Source organism: Amycolatopsis sp. cmx-4-54 (assembly GCF_046548895.1).
Lineage (GTDB): Bacteria > Actinomycetota > Actinomycetes > Mycobacteriales > Pseudonocardiaceae > Amycolatopsis.
In genome coordinates this window covers 20,489-44,885 of record NZ_JAEBEJ010000015.1, presented here as the reverse complement: position 1 = coordinate 44,885, position 24,397 = coordinate 20,489, and the positions used below count along the sequence as shown (strand labels likewise).

Genomic DNA, 24,397 nt, shown 5'->3' with positions numbered 1-24,397 from the left:
ACGGCCAGGCCCGAATCGGATCGCCGCCGGATGCACCGCCCTCGATTCCCGGGCCTCGTTTCGCCATCCAGAAACTTGGTGTCATCTGCGGAAATATCCACAGAGCCTCGCTGACGATGTACTTGGCTGCTCCCGTGCTGAAGAAACTGCGCCGCCGCGGCGAGCCGCAGAACAGCCTTGGTACCAGTGCCACTCTTCGGGCACCGACTCCAGCGCCAAGCCAGCCGGACTCGGAGCAGTGCCGTGGCCCGAGTGCTGCCCTCCGGCGCAACATCGCCGCAAGATACGGTGCCGGAGAGGGTGCCGCGAACGGCGTTCAAGGCATGATGCCACTGACCCTCGGTGGTACTACCGCTTTTGCGCTCGTCGGCACGAGCAACGGGCCTACCGACGAGCCCGTCGCCCACGAGCAGCACCCCGGAACTTCGGTTATCGGGTCCCAGCCGCCGCTCTGCGGTGTCCGAGCGAGTGCCACGTCAAGAGACGGACTTGAAAAGCGCGGGTTGTGGTCGCTTCACCTGCTTTCCCACCAGGAACGACCCGCACAGCAGGGCCGCGACCGAGCACACCGTCATGGCCAGGTAGAGGGGAATCGCGGTGTGCTGACCGCCGAGTCCGACCAGAGGCGCGGCGAGTGCGCCGAGTCCACTTTGGAGTGTTCCTAGCATTGCCGAGGCGGTCCCGGCGGATTCGGGGACCGCTTCGATCGCCAGTGCGGTCGCATTGACGAATACCAGGCCGAGGCCGGCCCCGGTGATCGCCAGCAGCGACAACGCGCTGACCGGGGTCAATTTCCCGATCGTCGCGATCAGCAAGGACACCGTCGTGGAGCCCGACATGGCCACCAATCCGATCCGCAGTAGCACCGACGGACGGACGCGGCCGACCAGTTTGGCGCTTGCACCGCTGGACAGGGTGGCGATCAGCGCTCCCGCGGCGAAGATGACGGAGTACTCCTGGACACTCATGCCGAGCATCTTCTGATACAGGAAGGGCGAGGCGGAGATATAGGAGAACAGCGCCCCGGACGCGAAGACGAAGACAAGGGTGTGACCGAGGTAGACCCGGTTGCTCAGCACTCCGGCCGCCGCGCGCACCGTAGTCGCGAGTCCTTTGGCGTGGCGTCGTTCCCGCGGCAGGGTTTCCGGTATCAGGAAGAATGCCGCGGCGAACATCGACAGCACCACCGCGGCCAGCAGCCAGAAGACGGCGCGCCAGCCGAACTCCTCGAAAACCGCTCCGCCTGCCAGTGGCGCGACGATCGGCGCGATGCCGCCGAGGGCCATCAGGATGCCGAACAGGCGGGCCGCGGCGGCGCCGGTGGCGATGTCGGAGATAACGGCGCGACCGAGCACCACGCCAGCCGCGCCGGCGAAACCGGTGACGAAACGCAGTGCCACCAACCACTCCAGCGTCGGAGCGAGAGCGCAAAGGGCCGTGCTCACCGCGCACAGGGCGGTTCCGGCGAGCAAGAGGCCCCGGCGTCCGTACCGGTCGGACAACGGGCCGAGGACGAGTTGCCCGGCCGCCAGTCCGATCAAGAACGCGGTGAGTGTGAGCTGCACGCCGGAGGCATCGGTGCCGAGTTCCTCGGCCATCCGCGGGAACGCCGACAGGTACAGGTCGGTGGCCATCGGCAGCACGAAGGACAACAAGGCCAGCACCGCGATGAGCGCGCCGGCGGGTTTGACAGAGGACATCCAGGGTCTCCCGGTAGTTAGTTATAGTTATATAACCATAGCTAACGGTACACTGGTGCCGTGACCGACGACAACGCCGCACGACTCAAGCAGGCGAGAGGCCTGGTACCCGGCCTGTACGGGTTGTCCCGTGCGCTACGGCTGCGAGGAGTCACCGAGGCAGGGCTATACCAGCTCCCGCCATCGGAGCTGGAAGTGCTGCGCTACGTGATGGACACCCCAGGCACTCCTTTGAGCACGATGGCGCGTGAGCTTGGATTGCAGACCAGCAACGCCAGCGTCGTGGTGCGGAACCTGGTCGCCCGCGAGCTTGTGGAACGCGAGCCCGACCCGGACGACCGAAGGTCGGTACGACTACTTCCGACGATGAACGCACAGCACGGCATGGCACGGATCGAAAGCTCCTGGGCCGAGCTACTCGCCGTCGCGCTGGAGAACCTTTCTCCGGACGAACGAGACAAGCTGGCCGCCGCGGGGCCGGCACTGGCCTCGCTCGGGAAAGCGCTCAAAAACCCGCTGACGCCCGAAGCGCCGCGTTGAGCATCGAGCGACAACGGAGGCACCCTCCTCCACCGGTGACACGTTCACCGAAGGAGTCATCCAGGTCAGCCCCTGCCCATCGCGATCGCCGTGCAGCGGCCTGAAACCTCAAGACCCGATTCCTGGAGTCGCCAGGGTGAAAAACGCCGCAGTCCGCCTATTCAGTTGTGAACGGGCGCAAGGAATGAACAGAGACGTGGTCTTGTAGTCCTAGACACTGAGCCGACAGTTGTCCAGGGATACGCAGCTTCAGCGCGAAGGCCCTCATACACTCACCAGGTTCAACGAACGGCGGGAAGTTGTTCGGCCGCTTCGACCGACTTCCGGTCGTCCAGGACGCGCTGTTTCGCGTTCTCGATATGCCGGCGCATGCGTGCGGCTGCCTCGTCCGCCTCTCCTGCCGCGAGAGCGTCGTAGACGGCGTGGTGCTCCTCCGCCGCCAGCCCGGGCGCTCCCCTGGCCGAGCCGAGCTTCGCGAAGAACCGGAACCTCTGCACCTGGCCACCGAGTGACCGGTAGGCCTTCTCCAGGAACGGGTTGTCCGCCTGAGCGGCGATCAACAGATGAAACCGTTCGTCGATCGTCCAGTACGCGCTGAAGACCTCGGTGTCCGGCGAGGTGGCAGCGCGCGCGAGGTCGTCGACGCTCTCCAAGACCTCCCCAAGGAACTCCGGTGTCGTGCGGCGGGCGGCTTCGTAGGCGAGTGCGGGCTCGAGGACGAGGCGGGCGTCCATCAGTTTGACCAGCTCGAATTCGGTGAGCAGCGGAGCGACACGGTAGCCCTTGAGCGCTTCGCGTCGGACGAGCCCGGTGTGTTCCAGCCGCGCCAGCGCCTCCCGGAGCGGGGTCTGACTGACGTCGAGTTCCCGTGACAGCGCGCCGATGTTGACCGGTTCGCCCGCGGCCCAGCGGCCGTCGGTGAACTGGCCGAGCAGCACGTCGTACATCCGGTCGGCAAGCGGCTGCCGTCCGGACTTCCGCGGGGAAGCCATATTTCCCTCCTTGAGTCGCCTCACGATATCCCGCGCGCCCCACTGCCCTGACCTTACCTCGCTATAGTATTGACACAGATCCTATAGTATCCGCATCAGACTGCTTCGAACAGGAGAAACGAACCGGATGACCATGCGCGTACTCGTGACGACCTCGTATCTGAAGCCCGGCGGCGAGGTCGACAGGCTGCTCTCGGACGCGGGTTTCGACACCGTCTTCACCACCCCCGCGCAGCGCGAGGCCACCGGCACTTCCCTGGCCGACCTCGTCCGTGACGCCGACGGGATCGTTGCGGGCACCGACACCTTCACCGCCGACGTCATCGGGGCCGCGCCCAAGCTCAAGGTGTTCGGCCGCTGCGGCGTCGGTTACGACAACATCGATCTCGACGCGGCGACCCGCGGCGGCGTGGCCATCACCTACACCCCCGGGGCCAACCGCAGGTCGGTCGCCGAGCACGTCCTGGCGCTCATGCTCAACTGCGCTCGCCTGATCCCGCAGAACATCGCGAGCGTCCAAGCGGGCCGCTGGGAGCAGCGCAGCGGGCGGGAACTCGACGGTGCGGTGCTGGGCCTGATCGGGCTGGGTTCGATCGGCAAGACCGTCGCCCGTCTGGCGTTGTCGCTCGGGATGCGGGTCATCGCCCACGATCCGTACCCTGACCACGATTTCCTGGCGGAGACCGGCGTCGAAGCCCACACCTTCGAGGAGGTCTTGGCGGAGGCAGATTTCCTCAGCCTGCACATCTTCCTCGACGACTCCACCCGGCACCTGATCGACGCGTCCGCGCTGCGAAAGGTCAAGCCCGGGGCTTTCCTGATCAACACGGCACGCGGAGAGGTGGTGGACGAGGACGCCCTCGCCGACGCGGTGGAGAGCGGCGCGCTGGCAGGCGCGGCCCTGGACGTACTCGCGGAGGAGCCCATGCCACTCGACAGCAGACTGCGGCGGCTCGACAACGTCGTGGTCACCGCGCATATCGGGGCCGCGACGGAACAGGCCCGGTCCCGGTCCAGCTTGATGGCCGCCCAGCAGGTGATCGACGTCCTGCGGGGGCACACACCTGACAACCTGGTCAATCCCGGATATCGCCGATGATCCTCCACAACGGACTGCGGCTCGACGCCAATCTCAAGTGGCTGTTCACGGACCTCCCCTTCGAACAGCGCTTCGACGCGGCCGCAGCGGCTGGTTTCACCGCCGTCGAATACGCCTCGCCATACCCCTACCCCGCGGCCACGCTCGTCCGGCGCCTCGCCGACGCGGGCCTGACCCAGCTCCTCATCAACTCCCCCACCGGCGAGCCCGGCTCCACCGAACGGCTCGGCTCCGCATGCCTTCCGGGGCGCGCGGCCGAGTTCCGCGCGGGAGTGGAACTCGGCCTCGAGTACGCCGTAGCCCTGGGCAGTTCGTTCCTGCACCTGCCCGCCGGGATCCGGCCCATCAACGTCTCCCGTGACCGTGCCTTCGCGCAGTACGTCGCGAACATCGCGTGGGCCGCGGACCAGGCGCGCGGTAGCGGTGTCCGGTTACTGCTGGAGGCGCAGAACAAACAGGACGCGCCAGGCTTCTTCCTCGACGATCAGGCACACGCGGCCGCGGTGGCCGACTCGATCGACCAGGCGCACGTGGGCCTGCTTTTCGACGTTTACCACGCCTCCATTGACGAAAAGGACGTCGTCGCGACGCTGCGGGAGTTCCTGCCCCGGACCGCGCATGTGCAGATCGCCGACTCACCCGGCCGGGCCGAGCCCGGTACCGGCGATATCCCCTGGGCCGACGTCTTCGACACCCTGAAGTCCGAGGGCTACGACGGCTGGATCGGTTGCGAGTACCGACCCGCCATCACCACCGAAGCGGGACTGGAATGGATCAAGGAGCAGATCCGATGAGCCCACGTATCGCGTTGATCAGCGCCACGCCGACCGCGATCCCCCCGGCCGTCAGCGCGCTGGCGACAGGATTCCCGCAGGCTCAGCCGTGGAACATCCTCGATGACAGGCTGCTGGCCGACGTCGGCGAAGACGGCCGCACGCCCGCACTCGACGACCGGATGCGCCGCCTCATCGACTACGCGGTGAGCGGCGGCGCCGACGGTGTGCTGCTCACGTGCTCGCTCTATGGCGAGGTCACGAAGCAGGTCGACGCGCCTGTACCGCTCCTGGCGCCGGACGAAGCGGCCTTCGATGACGCGCTTTACAGCGGTCACACGAGGATCCTCGTGGTCGCCTCGCTGGCCTCCGCACTGAGCGACTCGACGGCGCGTTTCGAGCAGGCTGCACGCGAAAGAGGAATCACCGTCGAGGTCGGCGGCGTGTTCGCCCCGGACAAGCTCGTCGAAACCTGCCGGGCGGAGGCGGGTTCCTGGGATCTGCTTCTGCTGGCTCAGTACTCGCTGGCCCCGGCCGCGCAGGAGCTGTCCGCGGCACTCAGGCTGCCGGTCGTGTCCGGGCCTCGCAGCGCCGCGGCGAAGTTGAAGGCGGTGATCAGCGGATGACCGGCGTGCTCGGCGCGATCGCCGACGACTTCACCGGGGCGACCGACGTCGCCGTCGCCTTCCGCCGGGGCGGACTGCGCACCCTGTTGTTCTTCGGCGTTCCGCCCGAAACCGAGATTCTTTCACCGCACGACGCGATCGTGATCGCCCTCAAGAGCCGCGCGATCCCGGCCGCGGACGCCATCTCAGCGTCCTTGGAAGCGTTGCGGTGGCTGCAAAACCGGAACGCGGAACAGATCTACTTCAAGTACTGCTCCACTTTCGACTCGACACCGCGCGGCAACATCGGCCCGGTCCTCGACGCCTTGTCACAGGCTTTGTCGCCTGACCACGTCGTGATGACGCCGAGTTCACCGGAGCACGGGCGCACGCAGTACCAGGGCCACCTCTTCGTCGGCGACACCCTGCTGGCCGAATCGCCCCTGCGCGACCATCCCGCGACCCCGATGACCGACTCACGCCTGCCTCGGCTGCTGCGGGCGCAAACCGCCACACCGGTCAGGCTCATTACTCACGACATCGTCCGACGCGGCGAAACCGCGGTGCGCGAGGCAGCCGCCGGCAAGAGCGGCTACGTCCTCGTCGACGCCCTCACCGAAGACGACCTCCGCCTGCTGGGCCGGGTCGCGGTGAACTCGCCGCTCGTCGCCGGCGCGGCCGGTCTCGCGGCCGGCCTCGCCGCCGCGCGCGCCTCCGCCGCTCCCACGGTGACTGAAGCGCGCACACCGATCGGACCGGCCGCGGTGCTGTCGGGAAGCTGCTCGGCGCGAACACTGGAGCAAGTCGCCGTCATGACCCGGCTCGGCCGTCCCGCGCACCGGCTCGACCCGGTGACAACGCCCGACCCCGACGCCCTCGCGGCGGGAGCACTTGCCTGGTACGACTCCTTGACCGGCGTCGACGGGCCCTTGGTCTACTCGTCGTCGAGTCCTGCAGACCTCGAACGCACGCAACGAGAACTGGGCGTCGCGCGCTCGGCCGAGATACTGGAGAAGGCGACCGGGCTCATCGCCATCGGCCTCGCCGAACGCGGAGTACGCCGACTCGTGGTCGCCGGCGGCGAGACGTCGGGCGCGATCGTCAGCGCACTGGACATCCGGGGCGGCGTCATCGGAGCGGAAGCCGCACCAGGGGTGCCGTGGATCCACCCCGTGGGTGACCATCATCCCGCCCTGTTGCTCAAGTCGGGCAACTTCGGCGATCCGGGCCTCCTGGCGACGGCGTCCGGCTCATGAGCACCGACCGGCTTCACCGTGAACGCGTGATCGCCGCGGCTCGCTCCCTCTACGACCGGGGACTCACCCACGGCCGCACGGGCAACATCTCGGTGCGCTACGGCGAACAGATCCTCGTCACACCCACCGGAGCCTGCCTCGGCACCTTGCGGCCCGGAGATCTCTCGGTCATCGACGCCGACGGGAACCACGTCGCCGGGCCACCGCCGTCGAAGGAGGCTTTCTTCCACGCGATCGTGCTGCGGGAGCGTCCGTCCGACAACGCGGTCGTGCACACCCACTCGACCCATTCCGCGGCCGTGTCCTGTTTGGACGGTCTCGATCCGGACGACGCGATCCCGCCGCTGACCGCGTACTTCGCGATGAGGGTCGGCCGACTCCCCCTGCTCCCCTACCACCCGCCGGGTGACCCCGCCGTCGCCGAGCCGATCGCTCGCACCGCCGTCGACCACCCGGCGCTGCTGCTCGCCAACCACGGCCCGGTGGTCGCCGGGACGAACCTCGACACCGCCTTGGACGCACTCGAAGAACTCGAGCACACCGCGGCGATCTTCCTGCTCCTGCGAGGCCATTCCAGTCGTCCGCTGACCGGTCGTCAGCGCGACGCCCTCCACTCCCCACCCGTTCGAAGGGACACCCCATGATCACCCTCTTCAGCGCCCTCTCGGTGAAGAAAGCACTCGACGACGTGCTGCTGCACGCGTTCACGAAGAAGCACGGCGTCGATGTCGACGTCACATACGACCCCACGACCATCCTGGTCGAGAAGATCAGCGAAGGCGCCAAGCCCGACGTCGTGATCGCCGTTTCCAGCGCCTTCACCGAACTCGCGGCCGCCGGCGCGGTCACCCCCGAATCCCGCGTGGTGCTGGCGAGAAGCGGCATCGGTATCGCCACCGCGCCGGAACTCGACAGCCCGGACATCGGCACCGTGGACGCCCTGCGCACGGCCCTCACGTCCGCGCGATCGGTCGCTTACTCACGCAGCGGCGCGAGCGGCATCTACTTCGCCGACCTGATCCGAAAATTCGGCATCGCCGACGAGGTGAACGCGCGGGCGACCATCGTCGAGAAGGGCTTCACCGCACTCGCCGTCACCGACGGCCGCGCCGACCTCGCCGTCCAGCAGATCAGCGAACTGAAGTTCGTCCCGCAGGCCAAGATCATCGGCCCGCTCCCCGACGGGGCCCAGCACTACAGCGAAATGTCCGCCGCGCTCGGCTGCACGGCCCCGCCCGAGGCCGCGGACCTGCTGCGCTTCCTCTCCGGCCAGGAGGCAAAGGCCGCCTACCGCGACGCCGGCCTCGTCACCGACTGATTCTCCCTCTCTGCCAACGACGTCACCGGAGGTTCCCCGTCATGCACTTCTCACCCCGGACTCGCGGATGAACGCGATCCTGGCGCTGGTCGCGTTCATCGCCGCCATCGTCGTGTGGAACGCGGTCTTCAGACGCAACATCGGCGAGGCGATGGTGGTCGGGTTTCTCGTCACCGCCGCGTTCGCGGGCACGGACTTCTTCATCGTCGCCTGGGAAAGTCTGGTCGACGGGCTCAAGTCCGAGATCACCTTCGCCGCGCTGGCGTTCGTCTTCGTCAGCGAACTGCTCACCAGGACCGGACTCGTACAGCGGATGGTCGACATCCTCAGCTCGTTCCTCGGCCGCCGCCGAGGTGGTTCGGCCTACGCGGCGACCGTCGCCTCCGGACTGTTCGGCGCGGTCGCCCACAACGGCGCCGCGATCGTCGCCACCGTCGGCTCGATCACCATCCCCTGGATGAAGCGGTCCAAAGCCAGCGGCGAGACCGCGGCCCTCGTGCTGTCCGGGAACGCCGGCGTCGGCGCCACCTTCCCCTTCAGCGGCGCGTTCTTCATCCTCCTGGCCGCGCCGACCGTATTGCCGGTGCTCAGCGCGGGTGACATCGTCGCGACGATCTTCGTCACCGGCGCCTGGATGGTGGGGATGCGGCTGATCATGGCGTACGTCATCGTGAAACGCCGTGGTGTGCAAGCCATGGAACCGCAGGACATCCATCCGCTGCGCGCGTCGTTCAAGGTCGGCTGGCCCTCGCTGGTCGTCCTCGGCTCGATCGCCGTCCCGATCCTGCTCACCGCCCCGCCGACCGCGGACTTCGTCTCGGCCCGGATCGGCATCGACGCTCCCGACGCGATCCCGCTGCTCATCTGGCTGCCGATCGTCATGCTGCTGGTCGGACTGCTCGTCGAGCGGAAGCTGCTGCCGAAGGGGCGGGCGCAGTGGTGGGACCTGTTCGGCGCGGTCGGGCCGAAGCTCGGCCTGGTCGGGGTCACGATGATCTCCGCCTTCGCCGCGTCGAACGTGCTGAAGACACTCGGCCTCGACGACCAGCTCAAGCCCTACCTGGAAGGGCTCACCGGAGTCTCCCCGCTGGTGGCGGCCATCGTGGTCGGCGTCGTCATCGTGCTCGTCGCGGGTCCGCTCAACACGACGTCCACGGTCGCCGCCGTGGGCCCGGTCGCGTTCGCCGCGCTGACCGCCGCCGGCATCCCTCCACATGTCGCCTTCGCCGCCATCCTCGTGTGGGCGTCCTCGGAGGGATGTTCCCCACCCGGCGCGGCGCCGCTCTACGTCGCGGCCGGAATCGCCGAGATCAACCCGGTGCGGATCTTCGTGCCGGTCGTCCTCTACTACCTGCTGCCCACCCTGCTGTTCGGCGTCCTCATGGCCGTCGGCCTGCTGTGGCTCCCTGGAGCGTGATCCCGTGTACCGGATACTGCTGGCCGCGACCCGCGTCTGCCTGTTCGCGTTCCTCCTCGGCGGCTTCGTGGTCGTCGCCGGGCAAACCCTCGGCATCATCGTCGGTTCCGGGCCGATCGTGACCGTCTTCGGCACCGACGCCGCCGACACTGCCTGCGTCGTCGCCGGGATCGCCGGCATCCTCGCGTTCCTCCTGCTCTATACGCGCGAAGGACGGGAGAACGCGCCAGACGCCGACGAATGACGAACTCTGGCCAGGCGTATACATCGCATACGCCTGGTCGGGGTGTGGGCCGCTGCTCGCATTAACTGATCTCGGTGATCAGGTGGTGTTGCGCGGCACGGCGTCCCCGAGCCGTCCATTGGCCTGCGTCGTCTATGCCACCTGGCGGCCGGAGGGACTCGGCCACCAGGACGCCCTCACAGCACTGAACATCCTCTTCGATGCTGCGGCCACCATCGTGGTCTGAGGACGCGACAGTACGATCTACGTCACGCAGAACCTTTTCGACACAGTGCAGATTTTTCTCGGCACTGTGTCATACTGGTGTCGTGGCAGCGAAACGGCGTGACACCCCGAGCAAGGGCGATCTGCGGGAACAGGCAATCCTGGACGCCGCCGAGGTGCTGCTCGAACGGGAACACATCGAGCCGATGACCGTCGAGTCGATCGCCAAGGGTGCGGGAATCTCCCGCGGCTCGCTGTACTTCTACTTTGGGTCGAAACAGGAGGTTCTCGCCGCGCTGGTCGCACGCACCGTCGCCCGGTTGCACATGGACGATCAGTCCGCCGACCCCGGCTTGCCCACGCACGACACCGTGCGAAGGGCTGTGGAGAACACGGCCAGCACCTGGCGTGAGCACGGACTCGTGATGCGGGCGGCGGTCGAGTTCGGCCCCGAAGTGCCCGAGATCGCCCGGCTGTGGCGCGACACCATCGCCAACAACACCGAGGCCATGACTCGTGTCCTCGTCGCGGCCGGCCTGCCCGACGAGGGCGGCCCGACCGGCGCGGCGGCGCTTGCCCAGGCCCTGTGCTGGATGACCGAACGCAACTTCTACCACGCGTCAACACAACCCGGCGGCCTGGATCGCACGACCGAGACGATGGTCGAGATCTGGTGCCGCGTCCTACCTGGAGGGTAGCCATGCTTTTCCTGATCACCGGTGTCAGCAGCGGTCTCGGCCGGGCGTTCGCCCAAGGGGCGCTCGACGCCGGGCACACCGTAGTCGGCACGACCCGCCGGGCGGAGGACGTCGCGGCATTCGAAGCGCTCGCGCCGGGACGTGCGCACGCGCGTCAGCTGGATGTCACCGACGACGACGCCGTGTTCTCCCTCGTGGGTGAGATCGAGGCGCAGGTCGGACCGATCGACGTGCTCATCGCGAACGCCGGCTATGGACACGAGGGAGTGTTCGAGGAATCACCACTCTCCGAGCTGCGGGCGCAGTTCGCCGTCAACGTGTTCGGTGTGGCCGCCACGGTCCAGGCGGTACTGCCGTTCATGCGCAAGCGTCGTGCGGGGCACGTGTTCGCGGTCAGCTCCATGGGCGGGCTGATGACCGTGCCCGGGCTGGCCTATTACTGCGGCAGCAAGTACGCCGCGGAGGGCATACTGGAGACCGTCGCCAAGGAGGTCGCGGATTTCGGCGTGCACGTGACGATCATCGAACCCGGCTCGTTCCGCACCGACTGGGCGGGCCGGTCGATGGTCCGCACGCAACGGTCCATTCAGGACTACGACACATTGTTCGAACCCATCCGCACGGCCCGGCAAGCGGCCAGCGGCAACCAACTGGGTAACCCGGCCAAAGCGGCAGAGGCCGTCCTGAAGGTCCTGGAGGCCGAGAAGCCGCCAGTGCATTTGGTCCTGGGCTCGGACGCGCTGCGACTGGCTACGGCCGGCCGCGCGGCGGTCGACAAGGATCTGCACGAGTGGGCGGAACTGTCTCGCTCCACCGACTTCCCCGATGGTCACCAGATCACCTCGAACTGACCACGACGCGACCGGCGAGCCCACCAGGTCCCGCGCAGGGCTCATGAGTGGACGTCCGCAGCCAACGGCGACAACGTCACCGCGAAGTCGATCCGGGGCAGATCCGCCTGTCGGCCGACGCGGCTGCGTCCCAACCGATGAGGCCCATGACCGCCACCGCTGCCCCGCCTGATCACCCGTTGGCGAACAACCTGACATCGGCAATAGCGGATGTTGTCGCGGCAACATTCTCGCCTGGCGCTGCCCGCGAGACGAGGTTCGAGCAAAGCCAGGACAGACGTCGGTAACGTCGCCAAGGGGTAGCAGGAAACTGGGCACGTTCACACGTACATGAATGGGCAAACAACTCAGTACGCCGACCCCAGGTGCCCTGCCCGTGGCGTCATGGGCAGAACACCTGTGGTTGGTCATCGGGCCAGGAGGGGCATGCCGAGTTCGACCGGCGCGACGAGGGCGAGGCGTTTGGTCTCCTCCCGTTTCTGCCGCAGGTAGGTGAGGGTGAGGTCGATGCCCTCGACCTCACCGAGCCAGTTTTCGCGCTCAGCGCGTTCGCGGCGGGCCAGCAGGTCTTCCTCGATCTCGTCGAGCCTGGGCAGCATTTTCGGGTTTATGGCGAGCATTGGGTAGCGCAAACAAGAGTGTTCGTGCTGGCAAGGTGAACCGTATGGCCGCGTGCAACCGCCAAGCTCAACCTTTCGCCGGTCGAAATGTTCCTCAAATTCAGACCACTCGCTGTCGGTGACAGGCTTATACTCATCCGCTGACCGGGCCTGCCGGCGACGGTCGAGGAATTCCTGATAGTGGCGCACGACATCCTCGTTGAACACTGCGACATATCCGCGGGTGGTCTGCAGGTTCAAGTGCCCGAGTAATGCCGCGCCGATATGGATGGGCAGGCCGTTGTTCACCAGGTCTGTGGCCAGAAGCCTGCGGAAGTCGTGCGGCGTGAAGCTGGTGGCGCGGAAGCCGGGGTGTTGTTCGGCCAGCTCTGCGCAGCGGCGGCGGAGCATGACCAGCACTGTCGCGGGCGAGATCACGCGCGGGACCGCGCCGGTGTTGCGTTGGAACAGGAATGGCATGGGACTCCAACGGGCTGCGGTGGGCCAACATCTGCCGACGCTGCGCTGAGACCGGCACCGGATTGACCACCGGCCCCGCGCCGAACCGACTATGGAACGCGTAAAAGCCATGCACCACAATCAAAGCGTGATTGATCGTCCTCGGTGCATACCCAGCCCGAAGGGACGGCTTGCCCGTCTTGAGGTTCACCGAGCCCGCCGGTGGCGAGCCCGGCCGACTGCGCTGCCGCTGCGGATTGCGCACCGCTCGCAACCATGCCACCAGGGTCGCGACGTCGGCTTCAGTCGCCCGGTCCCACTCGATCCCCAGGAACCACAACAGCCGGTGCCACCGCAACAGGTCAAACCCGTAGCTGCGGCACGTCAACGGGCTCGCGTCGCCGAGTATGAGATCCCGCAAGTACGCGACGACCGGCTCCAATCGCCCGCCGTCGTCGTCCACGACCACGAACGGCAGGTCGGACGTCTCGCCCTTGACCACCGCGCCGACCGCCGGGACAGATCGCCGCTCTTCGGCCAGCTCCCGCCGCATGTCCTCGACCACACCACGTCCTTCCACCAGACCAGGCATCCAGCCCGGTCATTGATCTTGACGTGGTGCAGTCAACAGGGTGCTGCTGGAACTCAGTCCACTCCTCGTCGGTCGGCGGACCGGCATCTCGGGTGACGACAACGGCATAACCCGTCGTCGCCGTTACCGGTTCGGCGCTGCCTGATCGGTTCGACTCCGCTGCGAGGTCAATCCGAGCAGCGTCCGGCGGTACTCCCACCTGACGCTCAGAAACGGCCTCGATCAGCGGATCCGCGCCTACCGCACGTGTGACCGGTCGTTCACGGGCTTCAGCGCGTGCAGCACGGGACTGGCGATCGGCGCGATCACCGGTTCGACGACGCGACCGGCTCGACCGCGCTGACGACCGGCCGGACCACTGGCGAGACCGCGCCTGCGGTTCGCATTCGGTGGAGAGATGTATGGACACGCAGACCCGGTCACCGCAATTCTGTTTCAGCTTAAGCCGGGCAAGGAATGTCGGCTGTACCTGTTCGACGACCCGGCCGGAGCGAACGCGTCCCGCCGGTCGAGGTGAGGGAAACGTCCGGTGCGGAGTGGCCTAGCGACCCCGCACCCCCGCCCAAGGCATGCGAATCGGCGCGCAACGATCGGCGTGCTGCCGTCGAGCCTGAACCCACTGGATGCCGTCTGGCAGCCGGGCCGAACGGCGCCGTTGTGGTGATCGAACTACTCGGTCCGACGGTGGGTCGAGATGCCGTCCACGAAATGCCGCTGGGCGAGAAAGAACACGATGATCATCGGTAACGTGGTCAGCACGCTACCGGCCAGTACGATCTCCCAGCGCTGTTCACCTGCCTGGCCGAACTGGTCCGAAAGGGCCTTGAGGCCGCGCGGTAGCGTGTACAACGCCGGGTCCCGCAGGTAGATCAACGGCTTCAGCAGATCCGACCAGCTGGCCTTGAGTTCGAAGACGAAAGTCACCACCATCGCCGGTTTGCACAGCGGTACCGCGATCCGCCAAAACAGCGTCCAGTAGCTCGCGCCGTCGATGCGGGCGGCCTCGAAGAGCTCCCTCGGCAACCCGAGGAAAAACTGGCGCAGCAGGAAGATGTAGAACGCGCTGCCGAACAGGTTGCCTGCCCACAACGGCACCTGGGTGCTGGCCAGCCCGGCTTCGTTCCAGATCAGATACACCGGGATCATGGTGACCGCCCCCGGCAGCATCATGGTGGCGAGCACCAGCCCGAAAAGCGTGTTGCGCCCAGGAAAACGGAAGTAGGCGAAGCCGAAGGCGACCAGTGAGCTGGCCACCGTCGCGGCGAGCGCGGCGGCGAGGCTCACCGCCACGCTGTTGAACAGCCAGGCCGCTACCGGTGCCGCGCGCCAGATCTCGGCGTAATTGCCGAGCACCACCTGCTGAGGGAACAGCGCGTTGTCGAAGACCTGTTCGCCCGGTTTCACCGACGCGCTCAACAACCAGGCGAACGGGTACAGGAACAACACCGACGCGGCCACCAGCGCCACCCACACCAGTGGGCGCCGACGCCCGCGCCGGCGCACATCCCGCGCCGATCCCGGAAGCGGCTCGGTGACCGGAGTCAAGTTGCTCGGGACAACCATGCGTCACCTGCCCTCGTAGTAGACGAAACGCTTGCTCAGCCGTACCTGGACCAGGGTGATCACCATGATGATCGCGAACAGCAGCCACGCCATGGCCGAGGCGTAACCCATGTGCAGAAACTGGAAACCCTGCTGGAATAGGTAGATCAGGTAGAAGAGAGCGGCATCGCTGCTGTACCCGGCGGAGGAGGCGTTGCCGTAGAACGCCGTGTATGCCTCGTCGAACGTCTGCAGCGCCGCGATGGTTTGCACGATGAGTGTGAAGAACAGCGCACCACTGATCATCGGAACAGTGATGTGCCGGAAACGGCGCCACGGTGACGCACCGTCGAGTTCCGCGGCTTCATACAACTCCGGGGGCACACCCTGCAACGCGGCGACGTAGATCACCACCGTGCTGCCGACCGACCACAGGTGCATCAGCACCAGCCCCGGTTTGATCCACACGCCGTCGGTGCTCCATTGCGGTCCCTGCACGCCGAACAGCCCGAGCACCTCGTTGACCAGGCCAGCCTGCCCATTGAACAGGAATAGGAACAGGACGCCGACGGCCACCTTCGGGGTGATCTCCGGCAGGTAGAACAAGGTACGGAAGATCCCGGCCGACCGACGCCCCGTCCTGGTCAGCAACGCGGCGAGCCCGAGTGAAACGGCCATCGTCGACGGCACCGACATGAGCGCGTAGACCAGGGTGTTGGTCAGGCTTTTGCGGACGTCAGGGTCCTCCATCAACTGACGATAGTTGGCGAAACCGACCGCGGTCGGCGCCCGCAGGGCGTCGTAGTCGGTCAGTGAGAGCACGAAACTGGCCACCATCGGGATCAGCATGAAGATCAGGAAGCCGATCATCCACGGTGACAAGAACGCGTACGCGGCCAAGGTTTCCCGCCGCCGAAAACCCCGCGCCCAGTTCCGTATCCTCGCCCCGCGAGTGGGCACGGCCACGCTCACCGGTGCTGCGCTGCGAGGTCGAGTGCCCGCTGAGCCTCCGCCTGTGCCTGATGTAACGCAACCGCAGCGCTCTGGACACCGGAGAGCACGCGATTCACCGCGTCCTGCCACGCTGCCTTGAATTCCGCACCTGCGGGTGAGGACGGCATCGAGAAGGCCGTTCTCTGCGCGTTGAGAACCGTCTTGACGGCGTTCCCGAAAACCGGTTTGTCATCGAGCTTGACCAGCTCACCGAAGATCTTCTCGTCGGCCACCCGGTTTCCGGTGTAGACACCGGTGAACGGTTTTCCGGCGGCCTTGCGCGCGTCGGCCCTTGCCCGTGCGGCGGCGATCCAAGAATCCGACTTGGTCATCGTCGCGATCCAGGCGCACGCTTCCTTCTTGTGCTTGCTTGCCGCCGGAATGGCCCATGCGGAGCCGGTGACCCAGTCGATCGACGCGCCGTGCTGATCCGTGAACGGCCGGACGGACAGGTTGATTTGCGGCGAGTGGTTGGCCAGCACGTTGAGGTACCAGTCGTCCATTGGCCCGGCGGCGAGCTGACCGGTGGCGAACGGGTTCTTCGCGCCAAAGAAGTCGAAAGTGTCGCGGAACGCTTTCATCCTGCCCCAGCCACCCTGTGCTTCGATCAGACCGGCCGTGTAGTCCAGTATCTCGATCAGCCGCGGGTCGTCGAGGTTGGCCTTGAGTCCGTCTTCGCTGAGCATCGTGACCCCGTTGGCCTTGGCCCACAAAGGAAGAAACTCCGGGAGTTTCGGGTCGAAACCGATCCGGGTGAGCGCTCCACCACCGTCGCGACCGGTGAGGGTTCGGGTGAGTGTGGCCAGCTTCGCCCGGTCCGTGGTGCCGACCTCCGACGGATCGGCACCGGCCTGGCGCACCACCGCATCATTGACCATGATCAGGCGATTGTTGTAGGACTCCGGCAGCCCGTACAGCTGACCGCGCAGGGTCACCTCGGCCACCGCGGCCTCCCGGAACTCCCCCATCCTCACCTGGCTGTCCCGGACGCATTCGCCCAGGGGCGCCAAAGTGCCCCGCGCCGCATAGGTGCCGAGCAGTTGGCGGTCGAGGTAGACGATGTCCGGGGGGCTCCCCGAAGCCACCGCGGCCAGGAACTGCTGTGCGTCGAAGGCGCTGCCGCCGACCTTGACGGTAGCTGGGGCGATCACCTTGTCCGCCAGCTCGATCCGGGTCTTGGCGATCTCATCCCCTGCTCCGAATCCCATGGTGACGAGTGTGGTTCCGCCGCTTTCGACCGTCGAGCTGACTCCGCCGCAGCCGCTCACCGCCAGCGCGATGACCAGCAGTCCCGCCCGCAGTCGTGTGTACCCGCCCGGCATACGCCACCTCCGCCCCATCGCGATTGGCCAGTCTCGAATACCCGCCGAAGCCACCGCGCAAACCAGCCGAACAGGCTTCGAGCACGTACGCGGACGTATCGCGGACGCGCTCCGCCACGGCCAGCGGGCGGGCAGCGTGCCGTCCGAACTGGATCCCGATCGCGGAGCGCGGGTGGTGATGGCGCTGCTGCACGGTTTTGTCCTGCAATACACAGCGTTCGGGCTCGACGACACCGCCGGCTTCACGCGCGATGTCCGCATCGCATTCAGTGAGGCCGGCCTGCTCCGCGATCACCGGAGAACACCTGGTGGTTCGGCTCGATGACAGGATCGCCCGTGTCGAGGTCCGCGGTCCGGGAAGGTGGGAGGCGCGTTACCGAAGCCGTTGGGCCTCGCAGGACGGTGTCGTGGGTGTGGTGTGTGCCCGACCGCCACCCCGATCTTCGCTTTCATGGAGTGATCAAGGGGCCAGAGCAGCGACGGTGATGCGAAAACAAACATCAAATTAGAGTGATCGCGCGCGTGTCGCGGCCGGTAAGCCGGCAACAATGGGTGAGCAAGCCCCGCGATAGGGTTAACCCTGCGAGGGGCATTGTTTCACAATGAGAGGATGTCGATCGGTGATGTACTCGGCGGGCACTCCTCTCGGATGGCTTCCCGAAAGTGCTTCTGGTGGCGCCGATATCAGGTTTCGGTTTGCCGGTCTTCTTGCCGTATCCGACACTTGACGCATGGAAAGTATGGTGTCCGAAGACGAGGCCACAACGGAGTCCGCCGTCCAATTCCCGATCGTCCTGCGGGGATACGACCGCCGACAGGTCGACGAATACGTGCGGGCGATGGAGAAGCGTGTGGATCGACACGAGAAAGCCCGGAGGACAGCGGAACGCAGGCTCGCCAAAGCCCAGGTTCCGACGCCTCGGACTCCGGAACCGGACCAGGCCAGTGGGCTGGGAAGGCGGATCGAAAAGATTATCGCGGTCGCCAAAGCCGAAGCCGGGGACATCAAGGAACAGGCCCGCAAGCAAAGCGAGGACCTGCTGGCGACCGCCCAGAAAACCGCCGCCGAGGCGGAGAACGCCCGCGATGAGACGGAACGCGCCGCGCATCGCGAGGCCCAGCTCATCCTTTCTCGTGCCGGGGAGGAAGCGGCGGCCATCCAGAAGGCGCATCGGGCGGTCCTGTCCGAACTCGGGGAGATCGCGCACGCCGTCGATGAATTACGTGCTCGCTTCGGCGGCGAGGTCAAGGCCGAAGGTCCTGCCGAGGAGAAGTCCACGGCCGGTGGCCCGAGGAATGACGGATGACGTTCCGCCAGCCGCGTCCCACGACGTCTCAGGTCAATACACTGTCCGTGAACCTCGTCGCCGGGACGCCCATCGAGCACGTCGCGCACAGCGCGGACGTGGCGAGACGCGACATCCTGAGCGCGAAAGGCGGGATCTAGCTGGATCTGGATGTCCTCTGCGTCCGCCCGTTCACTCCGCTGCTGGGTCACCGGGTCGTCCTCGGCGATCAGGAATCCATCGATCCGGCGGCACCCGGAGGTCCGTTACGACGCGACGGCTTTTGCACCTCCGTCATCTTGACCTGCCTTAAGATAGACGGCGCATATAACACGAGCCGACTGTCGCCCGACGGGGGAAGCAACCGCCGTTTGTCGAGATTTGGTGCAGCCGCCGCTGCAGCTTCGTTGAGCGATAACGGACCTGGCTCATACCTCACACCACGCGCGAGGGGCAGAATGGAGATCCGAGAAGACCGGTGCTCAACGAACGACGTGATGATGGTTGGTCACGGGCTCACCACACTGTGGCGGCAGCCAGGCGGGTCGACGAGGATTGAGGCTTCGGATGCCGCCGGGATCGCAGAATTATCAGGCGCCGGTGTGCACGTAAGCGGTCCATTGGGTCGGCAGGTGGAGTCGCCGCGCACGGTGCTTCCGGAGGGCGTGGTGCAGTGCCGCGGCCGCCGCTGCGGTGTCAGGTTCTGTACTGCCGTTCGCGGTGAGGTAGGTGCAGAAGTCCTGTGCGATTGTGCTGGCAGCATGGTCGTTGACCGGCCACGGTGCCCCGACCACGGCGCGGTACCCGGCCAATTGGAACGCGGTGGCGAGTGTGACGGCCTCATCGGTGTAATCCGCTGTCGTGTCGGTGGTGCTGCATGCCGAGAGATAGGCCAGTTCGGCATGGGGCAACACGGTGCCTGCGATTCTGGCGACAGTAAGGGGCTTTTGTTCATGATCCTCGAGGAGAAGCCGGCTGGCGGTCGGGTTGTGGAGATCAGCGAGCCCATGGCAGGTGAAGTGCGCGATCCGGGTCTCCCGCAATGCGGTCACGACGGTGTCGTGCACGGCCGGTTTACCGTGGTCGGGCAGGGTGCTGCGCAACGCGGGGCTGGCAGGCGTCGGCGGGACGACGCTGGGTGCACTCGGTCTCGCACCGGCCGAAGCCGACACCGCGAACAGCGCCGGCTAGCAGTCGCGTGACCTCCTGCTCGTCGAGCAACTGATCGAGTGATTCGCCCATCGCTACTCGCCCCGCTGGCCCTCGCCGGTGGCGAGCGCCGCCCGAAGCTGTGGCACGACCGTTTCGGCGACGAACGCTTCGATGCTGGTCGGAGTGGTGGTGCGTGGCGAGCGTGGCTGCAGTGTCGCGGTGTGCCGCGAATTGATCGCGTGCACGACCTCGATCATGAGGCCGGTGACGTTCTGTGACACTCCGGCGCGGCGCTGAGCTGCGGCGAATTCCTCGATCGACTGTCGCACGTAGCGCAGCTGCGGCAGATCGGCGATCTTGCCGATGACCTCGGTGACTTCGGCCATGCTCAGATCACGTTCCCCCTGCAGCTCGAGAACCTCCGACGTGGGGGCCGGGGTGAGCAGGCTGTGGGCCGCGGCCCGGCCGATGTCGGCGGTGGCGACGAACGGCATCGTGACATCGGGATCGAACGGGGCGGTGATCACCCCGGCGCGGCGGATGGTCTCGACCTGGCTGAGCAGGTTCTCCATGAAGTAGCCGGCGCGCAGGTGAGTCACGACGGCGTGGAGTGCGTTGGTCTGTTGCTCGAGGTGGTGCAGTCCGGCCACCGGGCCGGTGCCGCCTGATTTGTCCGCACCCCAGCTGCTCAAGGTCACCACCCGCCCGACTCCGGCGCTCGAGAGCGCCGCGGTCATGGCGTCGACTATGGCGCGCTGGTGCGCCGGGAAGTCCGGGCTGTCCGAGATGTAGTTGGGCTGGACCATCACGTAGACACCCTCGGCGCCGGTAAAGGCGTCGGTGAGTGCGGCGTGATCGGTCGGATCGGCCACAAACGACTCCGCACCACCAGCCTCAAGCGGTGCCAGGCCTTGCCGGCTGCGGCCGATCGCGCGCACGGCGCGGCCCGCTCGAAGTAGCTCGTCGACCACCACACGCCCGGTGCGTCCGGTCGCTCCTGTCACCACGAACATCAGGTCGGTCTCCTTTCGCGACGGTCGGTGCCGTCTCCTCGATGTCGCCGACGGTAGGAGCGGTCCGTGGCCGCGGGGTAGTGCTGACACACCCACCCCGAACCAACGGGCGAGAAGTAATCTGGACATCGTGGTGACGAAACCGGGTGCTCTTGCCGAATTCCTGCGAGCGCGCCGCGCGCTCGTGCGCCCGGAGCAGGTCGGGCTCGTCCCCGGCGCGGCACGGCAGGTCCCGGGCCTGCGCCGTGAAGAAGTCGCGATGCTGGCCGGGGTCAGCACCGACTACTACGTGCACCTGGAGCAGGGCCGCGAGAATCGCCCCTCGACTCAGGTCCTCGATTCGCTGGCCCGGGTACTGCGGCTCGACCACGACACCCACGCCTACCTACGCGCTCTCGCCGAACCCGGCAGACCCGCGGGGAAAGCGGACCAGGATCTCGGAAACACCCATCGTGCCTTGGCCGTCCTGCTCCAGCAGATCACCACTCCGGCGATGCTCGTCACCTCCTGGCTGGAGGTCACCGCCCGCAACAGACCCGCCGATGCCCTCTACGACGGACTACCTCTGCGTGACAACCTGGCACGGATGGCCTTCCTCGACGATACGGTGGCCCGCTTCGTCGAGGACCCCGACCAACTTGCCCAATGCACTGTCGCGACGCTGCGCGCCGCCGCCGGGCCCCCACCGCACACGCCGCAGATGATCGAACTGATCGGGGAACTGTCACTGCGCAGCGACCGATTCCGCGAGCTGTGGGCTCGCCATGACATTCACCGCAAAGGCAGCGCGGTCAAACACTTTCACCATCCGATAGCGGGCCGGCTCACGCTTTACCAGCACGTGATGACCCTCCCCGATCACCCCGATCTGCAGCTGTGGATCTACCAGGCTGAGCCAGGCTCCGACTCCGAACGCGCACTACGAAGGCTTGCCGAGCCGGCGATCGCAACGCCTTAGCCGAAAGCAATCAGCTCTTCCAGCGCTGGAGGGTTTGTGCGGGTTCGCCCCCACTGCATCGGTGAACCGCCGACATTCTCACGATCACCTGGGGTCAGTGCGATCGAGACTCGCGCAGGCTTCCCGCCGAACCGACGGTGGTGAAGGTGACTTCCTCGGCTCGGCGGACACTGATCATCCGATCCGCGGTGCCCACGCGGCTGAGTACCAGGTTCAGCAGGTCGGCTCGTTGACGCGGTGGTACGCCCTCGAGCGGCGCGTCCACGGTGGCGTGGCCGTCGGCGACGAGTGTCGTCCGGTAACCCTGGACCAGGGCGCTGCGGCACGTCGTGTCGACGCACAGCTCGCTGACACAACCGGTGACGCAGAGGTGATCCACGCCCAGCCGGGTCAGCAGCTCGTTCAGGCCGGTCTCGTGGAACGAGTCGGTGGAGCGTTTGTCCAGCACGTAGTCCGCGGGGGCAGGGGCGACGCGGTCGTGCACGTCGAACGCTTCGGTGCCGTACTCGACGACGTTGCCAGGCTCTCCCGCGTACCGCGTGTAGACCACGGGGATTTCCGCGGCGCGCGCACGGTCCAGGAGACGAGTGAGGACGTCGAGGAAGCGGTCGGGCTCGTGCAAGCCCGGCTTGCCGTCGAAGTAGCCGCGCTGGACATCGATGATGAGGAGTGCGGTGGTTCCGTTCATGTCAATCGGTGATCCGGCGGATCGCTCCGCTGGCGAGGCCGGCACCCGCGCACCCGAGCAGGACGGCAGCGCAGCCGTAGACAGCCGTCTCGGGCCGGAAGGCATGGGCGACCGTGCCGATCGCGTTGTTCGTGATCAGCAGGGTCACGCTCTGCACGAGCGCCAGCAGTGCCTGCACGCGGGCCAGGTACTCCGGGGGTGCGGCCTTGAGCAGCACCGGGTTCAGGTGGGTGATGAACACTCCGCTCGCGAGGCCCATGAGCAGAACGCCGGCGACCGCGCCTGGCATGGTCCCGGTGAGGCCGACCACGAACTGCCCCAAGCCCACGGCCGCCAGCCCGCCGACGGCGATGAGCCCGGCGCGCGTACCGACGCCGCGCTTGCTGACGATCAGCGTGGTGACGATCGTGCCGGCGGCCTGGACGCCGACCAGCACGCCCGCGCCGGTCGCACCCCAGGCATGTTCCCGCGCCAGCAACGGGATGAGGATCGAGCTGAACGGCAGGATGAACCCGGCGGCCCCGGCGACCAGCAGCAACGCCGGGCCCAGACCCGCTGTGGTGAACGCGATCCGCACGCCGTCGAGAGCTTCGCGCGCGATGTGTTTGCGCTGCGCCGGTGGCGGCGGGGCGAACCGCGGCCGCACCCGCACCAGTACGACCAGCACGATCCCGAACGTCACGGCGTCCAGCCACGCGGCGGCGGGCACCCCGGCGAAGGCCACGAGGACGCCGCCAAGGGGCGCGCCGATCACGCTGATGAGCTGGCTGCCGCTCTGCCGCAACGCCAGTGCCCGCCCCACCAGTTCGTCCTCGACGAGCTGGCGCGGCATCGATCCCGACGACGGCAGGTAGAAGGCGTCGTTGGTGCCGACGATCAGGCCGGCGACGACCAACAGGAGAACGGGCGCGCCGATCCATGTCGTGGTGATGGCCAGCAGTAGCGCGACGCCGATCATGACGGCGTCGCCGATGATCATCACTCGGCGTGCGCCGACGCGGTCGCCCACGGCTCCGCCCAGCAGCAGCAACAACGTGCGAGGCAGCGCGATCGAGGTGAGGACGAGTCCTGCCGCGACACCGCCGTGCACCGACGCCGCCCAGCCCAGCGCGAAGTACAGCACCGCGTCGCCGAGCTGCGAGGTCAACGCACCACCGAGCCACAGCAGATAGCTGCGCGGCAACGACTTCCGCGGGGTGTCCACCGGGGTGGTCATCGGCCACACCTTACTGGGCGCGCACGGGCCGTCACGATCGGAGGTCCGCGGTCGTGAAGCCACCGACGATCGCGCTGAATCCCGACGGGTCGTCCAGCCACGGATAGTGGCCGGCGTCGGGCTGTACGACGAGCGTGCCCCTGGCGAAAGCGTCTGCCAGGAGGCGGCCGGTGGCGGGCGTGGGGAACGGGTCGAGTTCGCCGATGAGGACGAGGGCCGGGACAGGCGATTCCGCCAGGCGGGCGCGTACGTCGTCGGCGTCGTCGGGAAAATCCCGGTAGAAGCCCTCCGCGGCGTCGACGACCGTGTCCTCGGCCGCGGCGTGGGCGCGAGCGGTGTCGTCCCAGCGACCGTAGAAGAACGGGGCCGCGCCCAGCCGGTATGGCAGCGACTCACCGATGGTGCCGGCGGCGGCCCACGCGTCGAGAGCCCGCTTGGCGTCGGTGTACCACGGTTCGGCCGCACGCCGTTCCAGCGCTTCACGCATGTCCGGCACGGCGATACCCGCGGCCCGCGCACTGGGCGAGACCAGCGTCAACGTGCGCAGGTGCTCCGGCCATCGGCAGGCGTAGCGTATCCCGACGTTGCCGGCGGACGAGTGGACGAGCAGGTCGACTGTCGCCAGATCCAGGTGGCGGCGCAACGCGTCCACGTCCTCCACCAAGCGGTCGACGTGGTAGCCGTCCGGGTCACGCGGGGCCGCGGACGCGCCGGTCCCCCGATTGTCCAGCAGTACGACGGTGTTCGGCAGCGCGTCGGCGATGCCGGACAGATAGTCGCCGCCGCGGCCGGGGCCGCCGGGCACGGCGATCAGTGGCGGGCCGGAACCGCGAATCCGGTAGGCGAGGCAGGTGCCGTCAGGGGCGTCGAACGTTCGCAT

General features: G+C 67.1%; 26 protein-coding genes. 15 read left to right on the top strand and 11 right to left on the bottom strand.

Going from position 1 to position 24,397, the window contains the following annotated elements; genetic code table 11:
* Nucleotides 1-476: 476 nt before the first annotated feature.
* A complete protein-coding gene (locus tag ACLJQ7_RS36520) occupies nt 477-1,700 on the bottom strand; it encodes a multidrug effflux MFS transporter (protein ID WP_410652732.1) in 1,224 nt (407 codons plus the stop codon).
* A gap of 60 nt (nt 1,701-1,760) precedes the next feature.
* Between ACLJQ7_RS36520 and ACLJQ7_RS36515 the strand changes: the two genes are divergently transcribed.
* Nucleotides 1,761-2,240: a MarR family winged helix-turn-helix transcriptional regulator gene (locus ACLJQ7_RS36515; protein ID WP_410652731.1), complete on the top strand. Its 480-nt coding sequence runs from the start codon at nt 1,761-1,763 to the stop codon at nt 2,238-2,240.
* A 281-nt stretch (nt 2,241-2,521) separates the two neighbouring features.
* On the opposite strand, the gene ACLJQ7_RS36510 is transcribed toward ACLJQ7_RS36515, so the two are convergent.
* Nucleotides 2,522-3,232 (bottom strand): GntR family transcriptional regulator, encoded by a 711-nt coding sequence (locus tag ACLJQ7_RS36510; protein WP_410652730.1) that lies wholly within the window; start codon nt 3,230-3,232, stop codon nt 2,522-2,524.
* A gap of 127 nt (nt 3,233-3,359) precedes the next feature.
* Here ACLJQ7_RS36510 and ACLJQ7_RS36505 point away from each other — a divergent pair, with 127 nt between their 5' ends.
* From ACLJQ7_RS36505 to ACLJQ7_RS36460, 10 genes are all read left to right on the top strand, one after another.
* Nucleotides 3,360-4,331 carry a phosphoglycerate dehydrogenase gene (locus ACLJQ7_RS36505; protein ID WP_410652729.1) on the top strand — a complete coding sequence of 324 codons (972 nt, stop codon included), beginning with the start codon at nt 3,360-3,362 and terminating at the stop codon, nt 4,329-4,331.
* A complete protein-coding gene (locus ACLJQ7_RS36500; protein WP_410652728.1) occupies nt 4,328-5,125 on the top strand; it encodes a hydroxypyruvate isomerase family protein in 798 nt (265 codons plus the stop codon). Before ACLJQ7_RS36505 ends, ACLJQ7_RS36500 begins: the two co-directional genes overlap by 4 nt.
* Nucleotides 5,122-5,730: a hypothetical protein gene (locus ACLJQ7_RS36495; RefSeq protein ID WP_410652727.1), complete on the top strand. Its 609-nt coding sequence runs from the start codon at nt 5,122-5,124 to the stop codon at nt 5,728-5,730. Before ACLJQ7_RS36500 ends, ACLJQ7_RS36495 begins: the two co-directional genes overlap by 4 nt.
* Entirely contained in the window at nt 5,727-6,965 is a 1,239-nt protein-coding gene (otnK, locus tag ACLJQ7_RS36490) for a 3-oxo-tetronate kinase (RefSeq protein WP_410652726.1), read from the top strand. Before ACLJQ7_RS36495 ends, otnK begins: the two co-directional genes overlap by 4 nt.
* On the top strand, nt 6,962-7,609 hold the full coding sequence (otnC, locus tag ACLJQ7_RS36485) for a 3-oxo-tetronate 4-phosphate decarboxylase (protein ID WP_410652725.1): 648 nt from the start codon (nt 6,962-6,964) through the stop codon (nt 7,607-7,609). The genes otnK and otnC overlap by 4 nt, the downstream gene beginning before the upstream one ends.
* The gene (locus ACLJQ7_RS36480) at nt 7,606-8,283 is read left to right on the top strand and encodes a molybdate ABC transporter substrate-binding protein (protein ID WP_410652724.1); all 678 of its coding nucleotides are present in this window, start codon (nt 7,606-7,608) and stop codon (nt 8,281-8,283) included. Before otnC ends, ACLJQ7_RS36480 begins: the two co-directional genes overlap by 4 nt.
* 67 nt (nt 8,284-8,350) lie before the next feature.
* Nucleotides 8,351-9,700 carry a TRAP transporter large permease subunit gene (locus ACLJQ7_RS36475; protein ID WP_410652723.1) on the top strand — a complete coding sequence of 450 codons (1,350 nt, stop codon included), beginning with the start codon at nt 8,351-8,353 and terminating at the stop codon, nt 9,698-9,700.
* A 4-nt stretch (nt 9,701-9,704) separates the two neighbouring features.
* Nucleotides 9,705-9,944, top strand: a complete 240-nt coding sequence (locus ACLJQ7_RS36470) for a hypothetical protein (protein WP_410652722.1) — start codon at nt 9,705-9,707, stop codon at nt 9,942-9,944.
* Between the two features lie 308 nt (nt 9,945-10,252).
* Complete coding sequence (locus ACLJQ7_RS36465) at nt 10,253-10,846, top strand: TetR/AcrR family transcriptional regulator (RefSeq protein WP_410652721.1); 594 nt, start codon at nt 10,253-10,255, stop codon at nt 10,844-10,846.
* 2 nt (nt 10,847-10,848) lie between these two features.
* Complete coding sequence (locus ACLJQ7_RS36460; protein ID WP_410652720.1) at nt 10,849-11,697, top strand: oxidoreductase; 849 nt, start codon at nt 10,849-10,851, stop codon at nt 11,695-11,697.
* Nucleotides 11,698-12,104: 407 nt separating this feature from the next.
* Here ACLJQ7_RS36460 and ACLJQ7_RS36455 read toward each other — a convergent pair whose 3' ends face one another.
* The 4 genes from ACLJQ7_RS36455 to ACLJQ7_RS36440 form a co-directional block, all read right to left on the bottom strand.
* Nucleotides 12,105-12,776: a tyrosine-type recombinase/integrase gene (locus ACLJQ7_RS36455; protein WP_410652719.1), complete on the bottom strand. Its 672-nt coding sequence runs from the start codon at nt 12,774-12,776 to the stop codon at nt 12,105-12,107.
* A 1,240-nt stretch (nt 12,777-14,016) separates the two neighbouring features.
* Nucleotides 14,017-14,814, bottom strand: a complete 798-nt coding sequence (locus ACLJQ7_RS36450; RefSeq protein WP_410652718.1) for a carbohydrate ABC transporter permease — start codon at nt 14,812-14,814, stop codon at nt 14,017-14,019.
* 99 nt (nt 14,815-14,913) lie between these two features.
* Nucleotides 14,914-15,759 (bottom strand): carbohydrate ABC transporter permease, encoded by an 846-nt coding sequence (locus tag ACLJQ7_RS36445; protein ID WP_410652717.1) that lies wholly within the window; start codon nt 15,757-15,759, stop codon nt 14,914-14,916.
* Nucleotides 15,760-15,857: 98 nt separating this feature from the next.
* Nucleotides 15,858-17,204, bottom strand: a complete 1,347-nt coding sequence (locus ACLJQ7_RS36440) for an ABC transporter substrate-binding protein (RefSeq protein ID WP_410652716.1) — start codon at nt 17,202-17,204, stop codon at nt 15,858-15,860.
* A gap of 136 nt (nt 17,205-17,340) precedes the next feature.
* Here ACLJQ7_RS36440 and ACLJQ7_RS36435 point away from each other — a divergent pair, with 136 nt between their 5' ends.
* The 3 genes from ACLJQ7_RS36435 to ACLJQ7_RS36425 all read left to right on the top strand — a co-directional run bounded on the left by ACLJQ7_RS36435 (nt 17,341) and on the right by ACLJQ7_RS36425 (nt 18,651).
* Nucleotides 17,341-17,529, top strand: a complete 189-nt coding sequence (locus tag ACLJQ7_RS36435; RefSeq protein WP_410652715.1) for a hypothetical protein — start codon at nt 17,341-17,343, stop codon at nt 17,527-17,529.
* A gap of 406 nt (nt 17,530-17,935) precedes the next feature.
* Nucleotides 17,936-18,511, top strand: a complete 576-nt coding sequence (locus ACLJQ7_RS36430) for a DivIVA domain-containing protein (RefSeq protein WP_410652714.1) — start codon at nt 17,936-17,938, stop codon at nt 18,509-18,511.
* Nucleotides 18,508-18,651, top strand: a complete 144-nt coding sequence (locus ACLJQ7_RS36425) for a hypothetical protein (protein WP_410652713.1) — start codon at nt 18,508-18,510, stop codon at nt 18,649-18,651. The genes ACLJQ7_RS36430 and ACLJQ7_RS36425 overlap by 4 nt, the downstream gene beginning before the upstream one ends.
* A gap of 429 nt (nt 18,652-19,080) precedes the next feature.
* Here the strand turns inward: ACLJQ7_RS36425 and ACLJQ7_RS36420 are convergent, their stop codons facing one another.
* Both ACLJQ7_RS36420 and ACLJQ7_RS36415 read right to left on the bottom strand, forming a co-directional pair.
* Nucleotides 19,081-19,593 (bottom strand): CHAT domain-containing protein, encoded by a 513-nt coding sequence (locus ACLJQ7_RS36420; RefSeq protein WP_410652712.1) that lies wholly within the window; start codon nt 19,591-19,593, stop codon nt 19,081-19,083.
* Between the two features lie 141 nt (nt 19,594-19,734).
* Nucleotides 19,735-20,655 carry an NmrA family NAD(P)-binding protein gene (locus ACLJQ7_RS36415; RefSeq protein WP_410652711.1) on the bottom strand — a complete coding sequence of 307 codons (921 nt, stop codon included), beginning with the start codon at nt 20,653-20,655 and terminating at the stop codon, nt 19,735-19,737.
* 130 nt (nt 20,656-20,785) lie between these two features.
* Here ACLJQ7_RS36415 and ACLJQ7_RS36410 point away from each other — a divergent pair, with 130 nt between their 5' ends.
* Nucleotides 20,786-21,613 carry a helix-turn-helix domain-containing protein gene (locus ACLJQ7_RS36410; RefSeq protein ID WP_410652710.1) on the top strand — a complete coding sequence of 276 codons (828 nt, stop codon included), beginning with the start codon at nt 20,786-20,788 and terminating at the stop codon, nt 21,611-21,613.
* Between the two features lie 94 nt (nt 21,614-21,707).
* On the opposite strand, the gene ACLJQ7_RS36405 is transcribed toward ACLJQ7_RS36410, so the two are convergent.
* The 3 genes from ACLJQ7_RS36405 to ACLJQ7_RS36395 are packed head-to-tail and all read right to left on the bottom strand — an operon-like array spanning nt 21,708 to nt 24,397.
* Nucleotides 21,708-22,301: a cysteine hydrolase family protein gene (locus tag ACLJQ7_RS36405; RefSeq protein WP_410652709.1), complete on the bottom strand. Its 594-nt coding sequence runs from the start codon at nt 22,299-22,301 to the stop codon at nt 21,708-21,710.
* 1 nt (nt 22,302) lies between these two features.
* Complete coding sequence (locus ACLJQ7_RS36400) at nt 22,303-23,517, bottom strand: MFS transporter (RefSeq protein ID WP_410652708.1); 1,215 nt, start codon at nt 23,515-23,517, stop codon at nt 22,303-22,305.
* Between the two features lie 31 nt (nt 23,518-23,548).
* Nucleotides 23,549-24,397 (bottom strand): alpha/beta fold hydrolase, encoded by an 849-nt coding sequence (locus ACLJQ7_RS36395; protein ID WP_410652707.1) that lies wholly within the window; start codon nt 24,395-24,397, stop codon nt 23,549-23,551.

Bases quoted from the DNA above. Each gene is read 5' to 3' on its own strand.
- ACLJQ7_RS36520 (WP_410652732.1), bottom strand. From the start codon at position 1,700: ATGTCCTCTGTCAAACCCGCCGGCGCGCTCATCGCGGTGCTGGCCTTG.
- ACLJQ7_RS36510 (WP_410652730.1), bottom strand. From the start codon at position 3,232: ATGGCTTCCCCGCGGAAGTCCGGACGGCAGCCGCTTGCCGACCGGATG.
- ACLJQ7_RS36505 (WP_410652729.1), top strand. From the start codon at position 3,360: ATGACCATGCGCGTACTCGTGACGACCTCGTATCTGAAGCCCGGCGGC.
- ACLJQ7_RS36500 (WP_410652728.1), top strand. From the start codon at position 4,328: ATGATCCTCCACAACGGACTGCGGCTCGACGCCAATCTCAAGTGGCTG.
- ACLJQ7_RS36495 (WP_410652727.1), top strand. From the start codon at position 5,122: ATGAGCCCACGTATCGCGTTGATCAGCGCCACGCCGACCGCGATCCCC.
- otnK (WP_410652726.1), top strand. From the start codon at position 5,727: ATGACCGGCGTGCTCGGCGCGATCGCCGACGACTTCACCGGGGCGACC.
- otnC (WP_410652725.1), top strand. From the start codon at position 6,962: ATGAGCACCGACCGGCTTCACCGTGAACGCGTGATCGCCGCGGCTCGC.
- ACLJQ7_RS36480 (WP_410652724.1), top strand. From the start codon at position 7,606: ATGATCACCCTCTTCAGCGCCCTCTCGGTGAAGAAAGCACTCGACGAC.
- ACLJQ7_RS36475 (WP_410652723.1), top strand. From the start codon at position 8,351: ATGAACGCGATCCTGGCGCTGGTCGCGTTCATCGCCGCCATCGTCGTG.
- ACLJQ7_RS36460 (WP_410652720.1), top strand. From the start codon at position 10,849: ATGCTTTTCCTGATCACCGGTGTCAGCAGCGGTCTCGGCCGGGCGTTC.
- ACLJQ7_RS36455 (WP_410652719.1), bottom strand. From the start codon at position 12,776: ATGCCATTCCTGTTCCAACGCAACACCGGCGCGGTCCCGCGCGTGATC.
- ACLJQ7_RS36445 (WP_410652717.1), bottom strand. From the start codon at position 15,759: ATGATCGGCTTCCTGATCTTCATGCTGATCCCGATGGTGGCCAGTTTC.
- ACLJQ7_RS36440 (WP_410652716.1), bottom strand. From the start codon at position 17,204: ATGCCGGGCGGGTACACACGACTGCGGGCGGGACTGCTGGTCATCGCG.
- ACLJQ7_RS36430 (WP_410652714.1), top strand. From the start codon at position 17,936: ATGGAAAGTATGGTGTCCGAAGACGAGGCCACAACGGAGTCCGCCGTC.
- ACLJQ7_RS36425 (WP_410652713.1), top strand. From the start codon at position 18,508: ATGACGTTCCGCCAGCCGCGTCCCACGACGTCTCAGGTCAATACACTG.
- ACLJQ7_RS36415 (WP_410652711.1), bottom strand. From the start codon at position 20,655: ATGTTCGTGGTGACAGGAGCGACCGGACGCACCGGGCGTGTGGTGGTC.
- ACLJQ7_RS36405 (WP_410652709.1), bottom strand. From the start codon at position 22,301: ATGAACGGAACCACCGCACTCCTCATCATCGATGTCCAGCGCGGCTAC.
- ACLJQ7_RS36400 (WP_410652708.1), bottom strand. From the start codon at position 23,517: ATGACCACCCCGGTGGACACCCCGCGGAAGTCGTTGCCGCGCAGCTAT.
- ACLJQ7_RS36395 (WP_410652707.1), bottom strand. From the start codon at position 24,397: ATGCGAACGTTCGACGCCCCTGACGGCACCTGCCTCGCCTACCGGATT.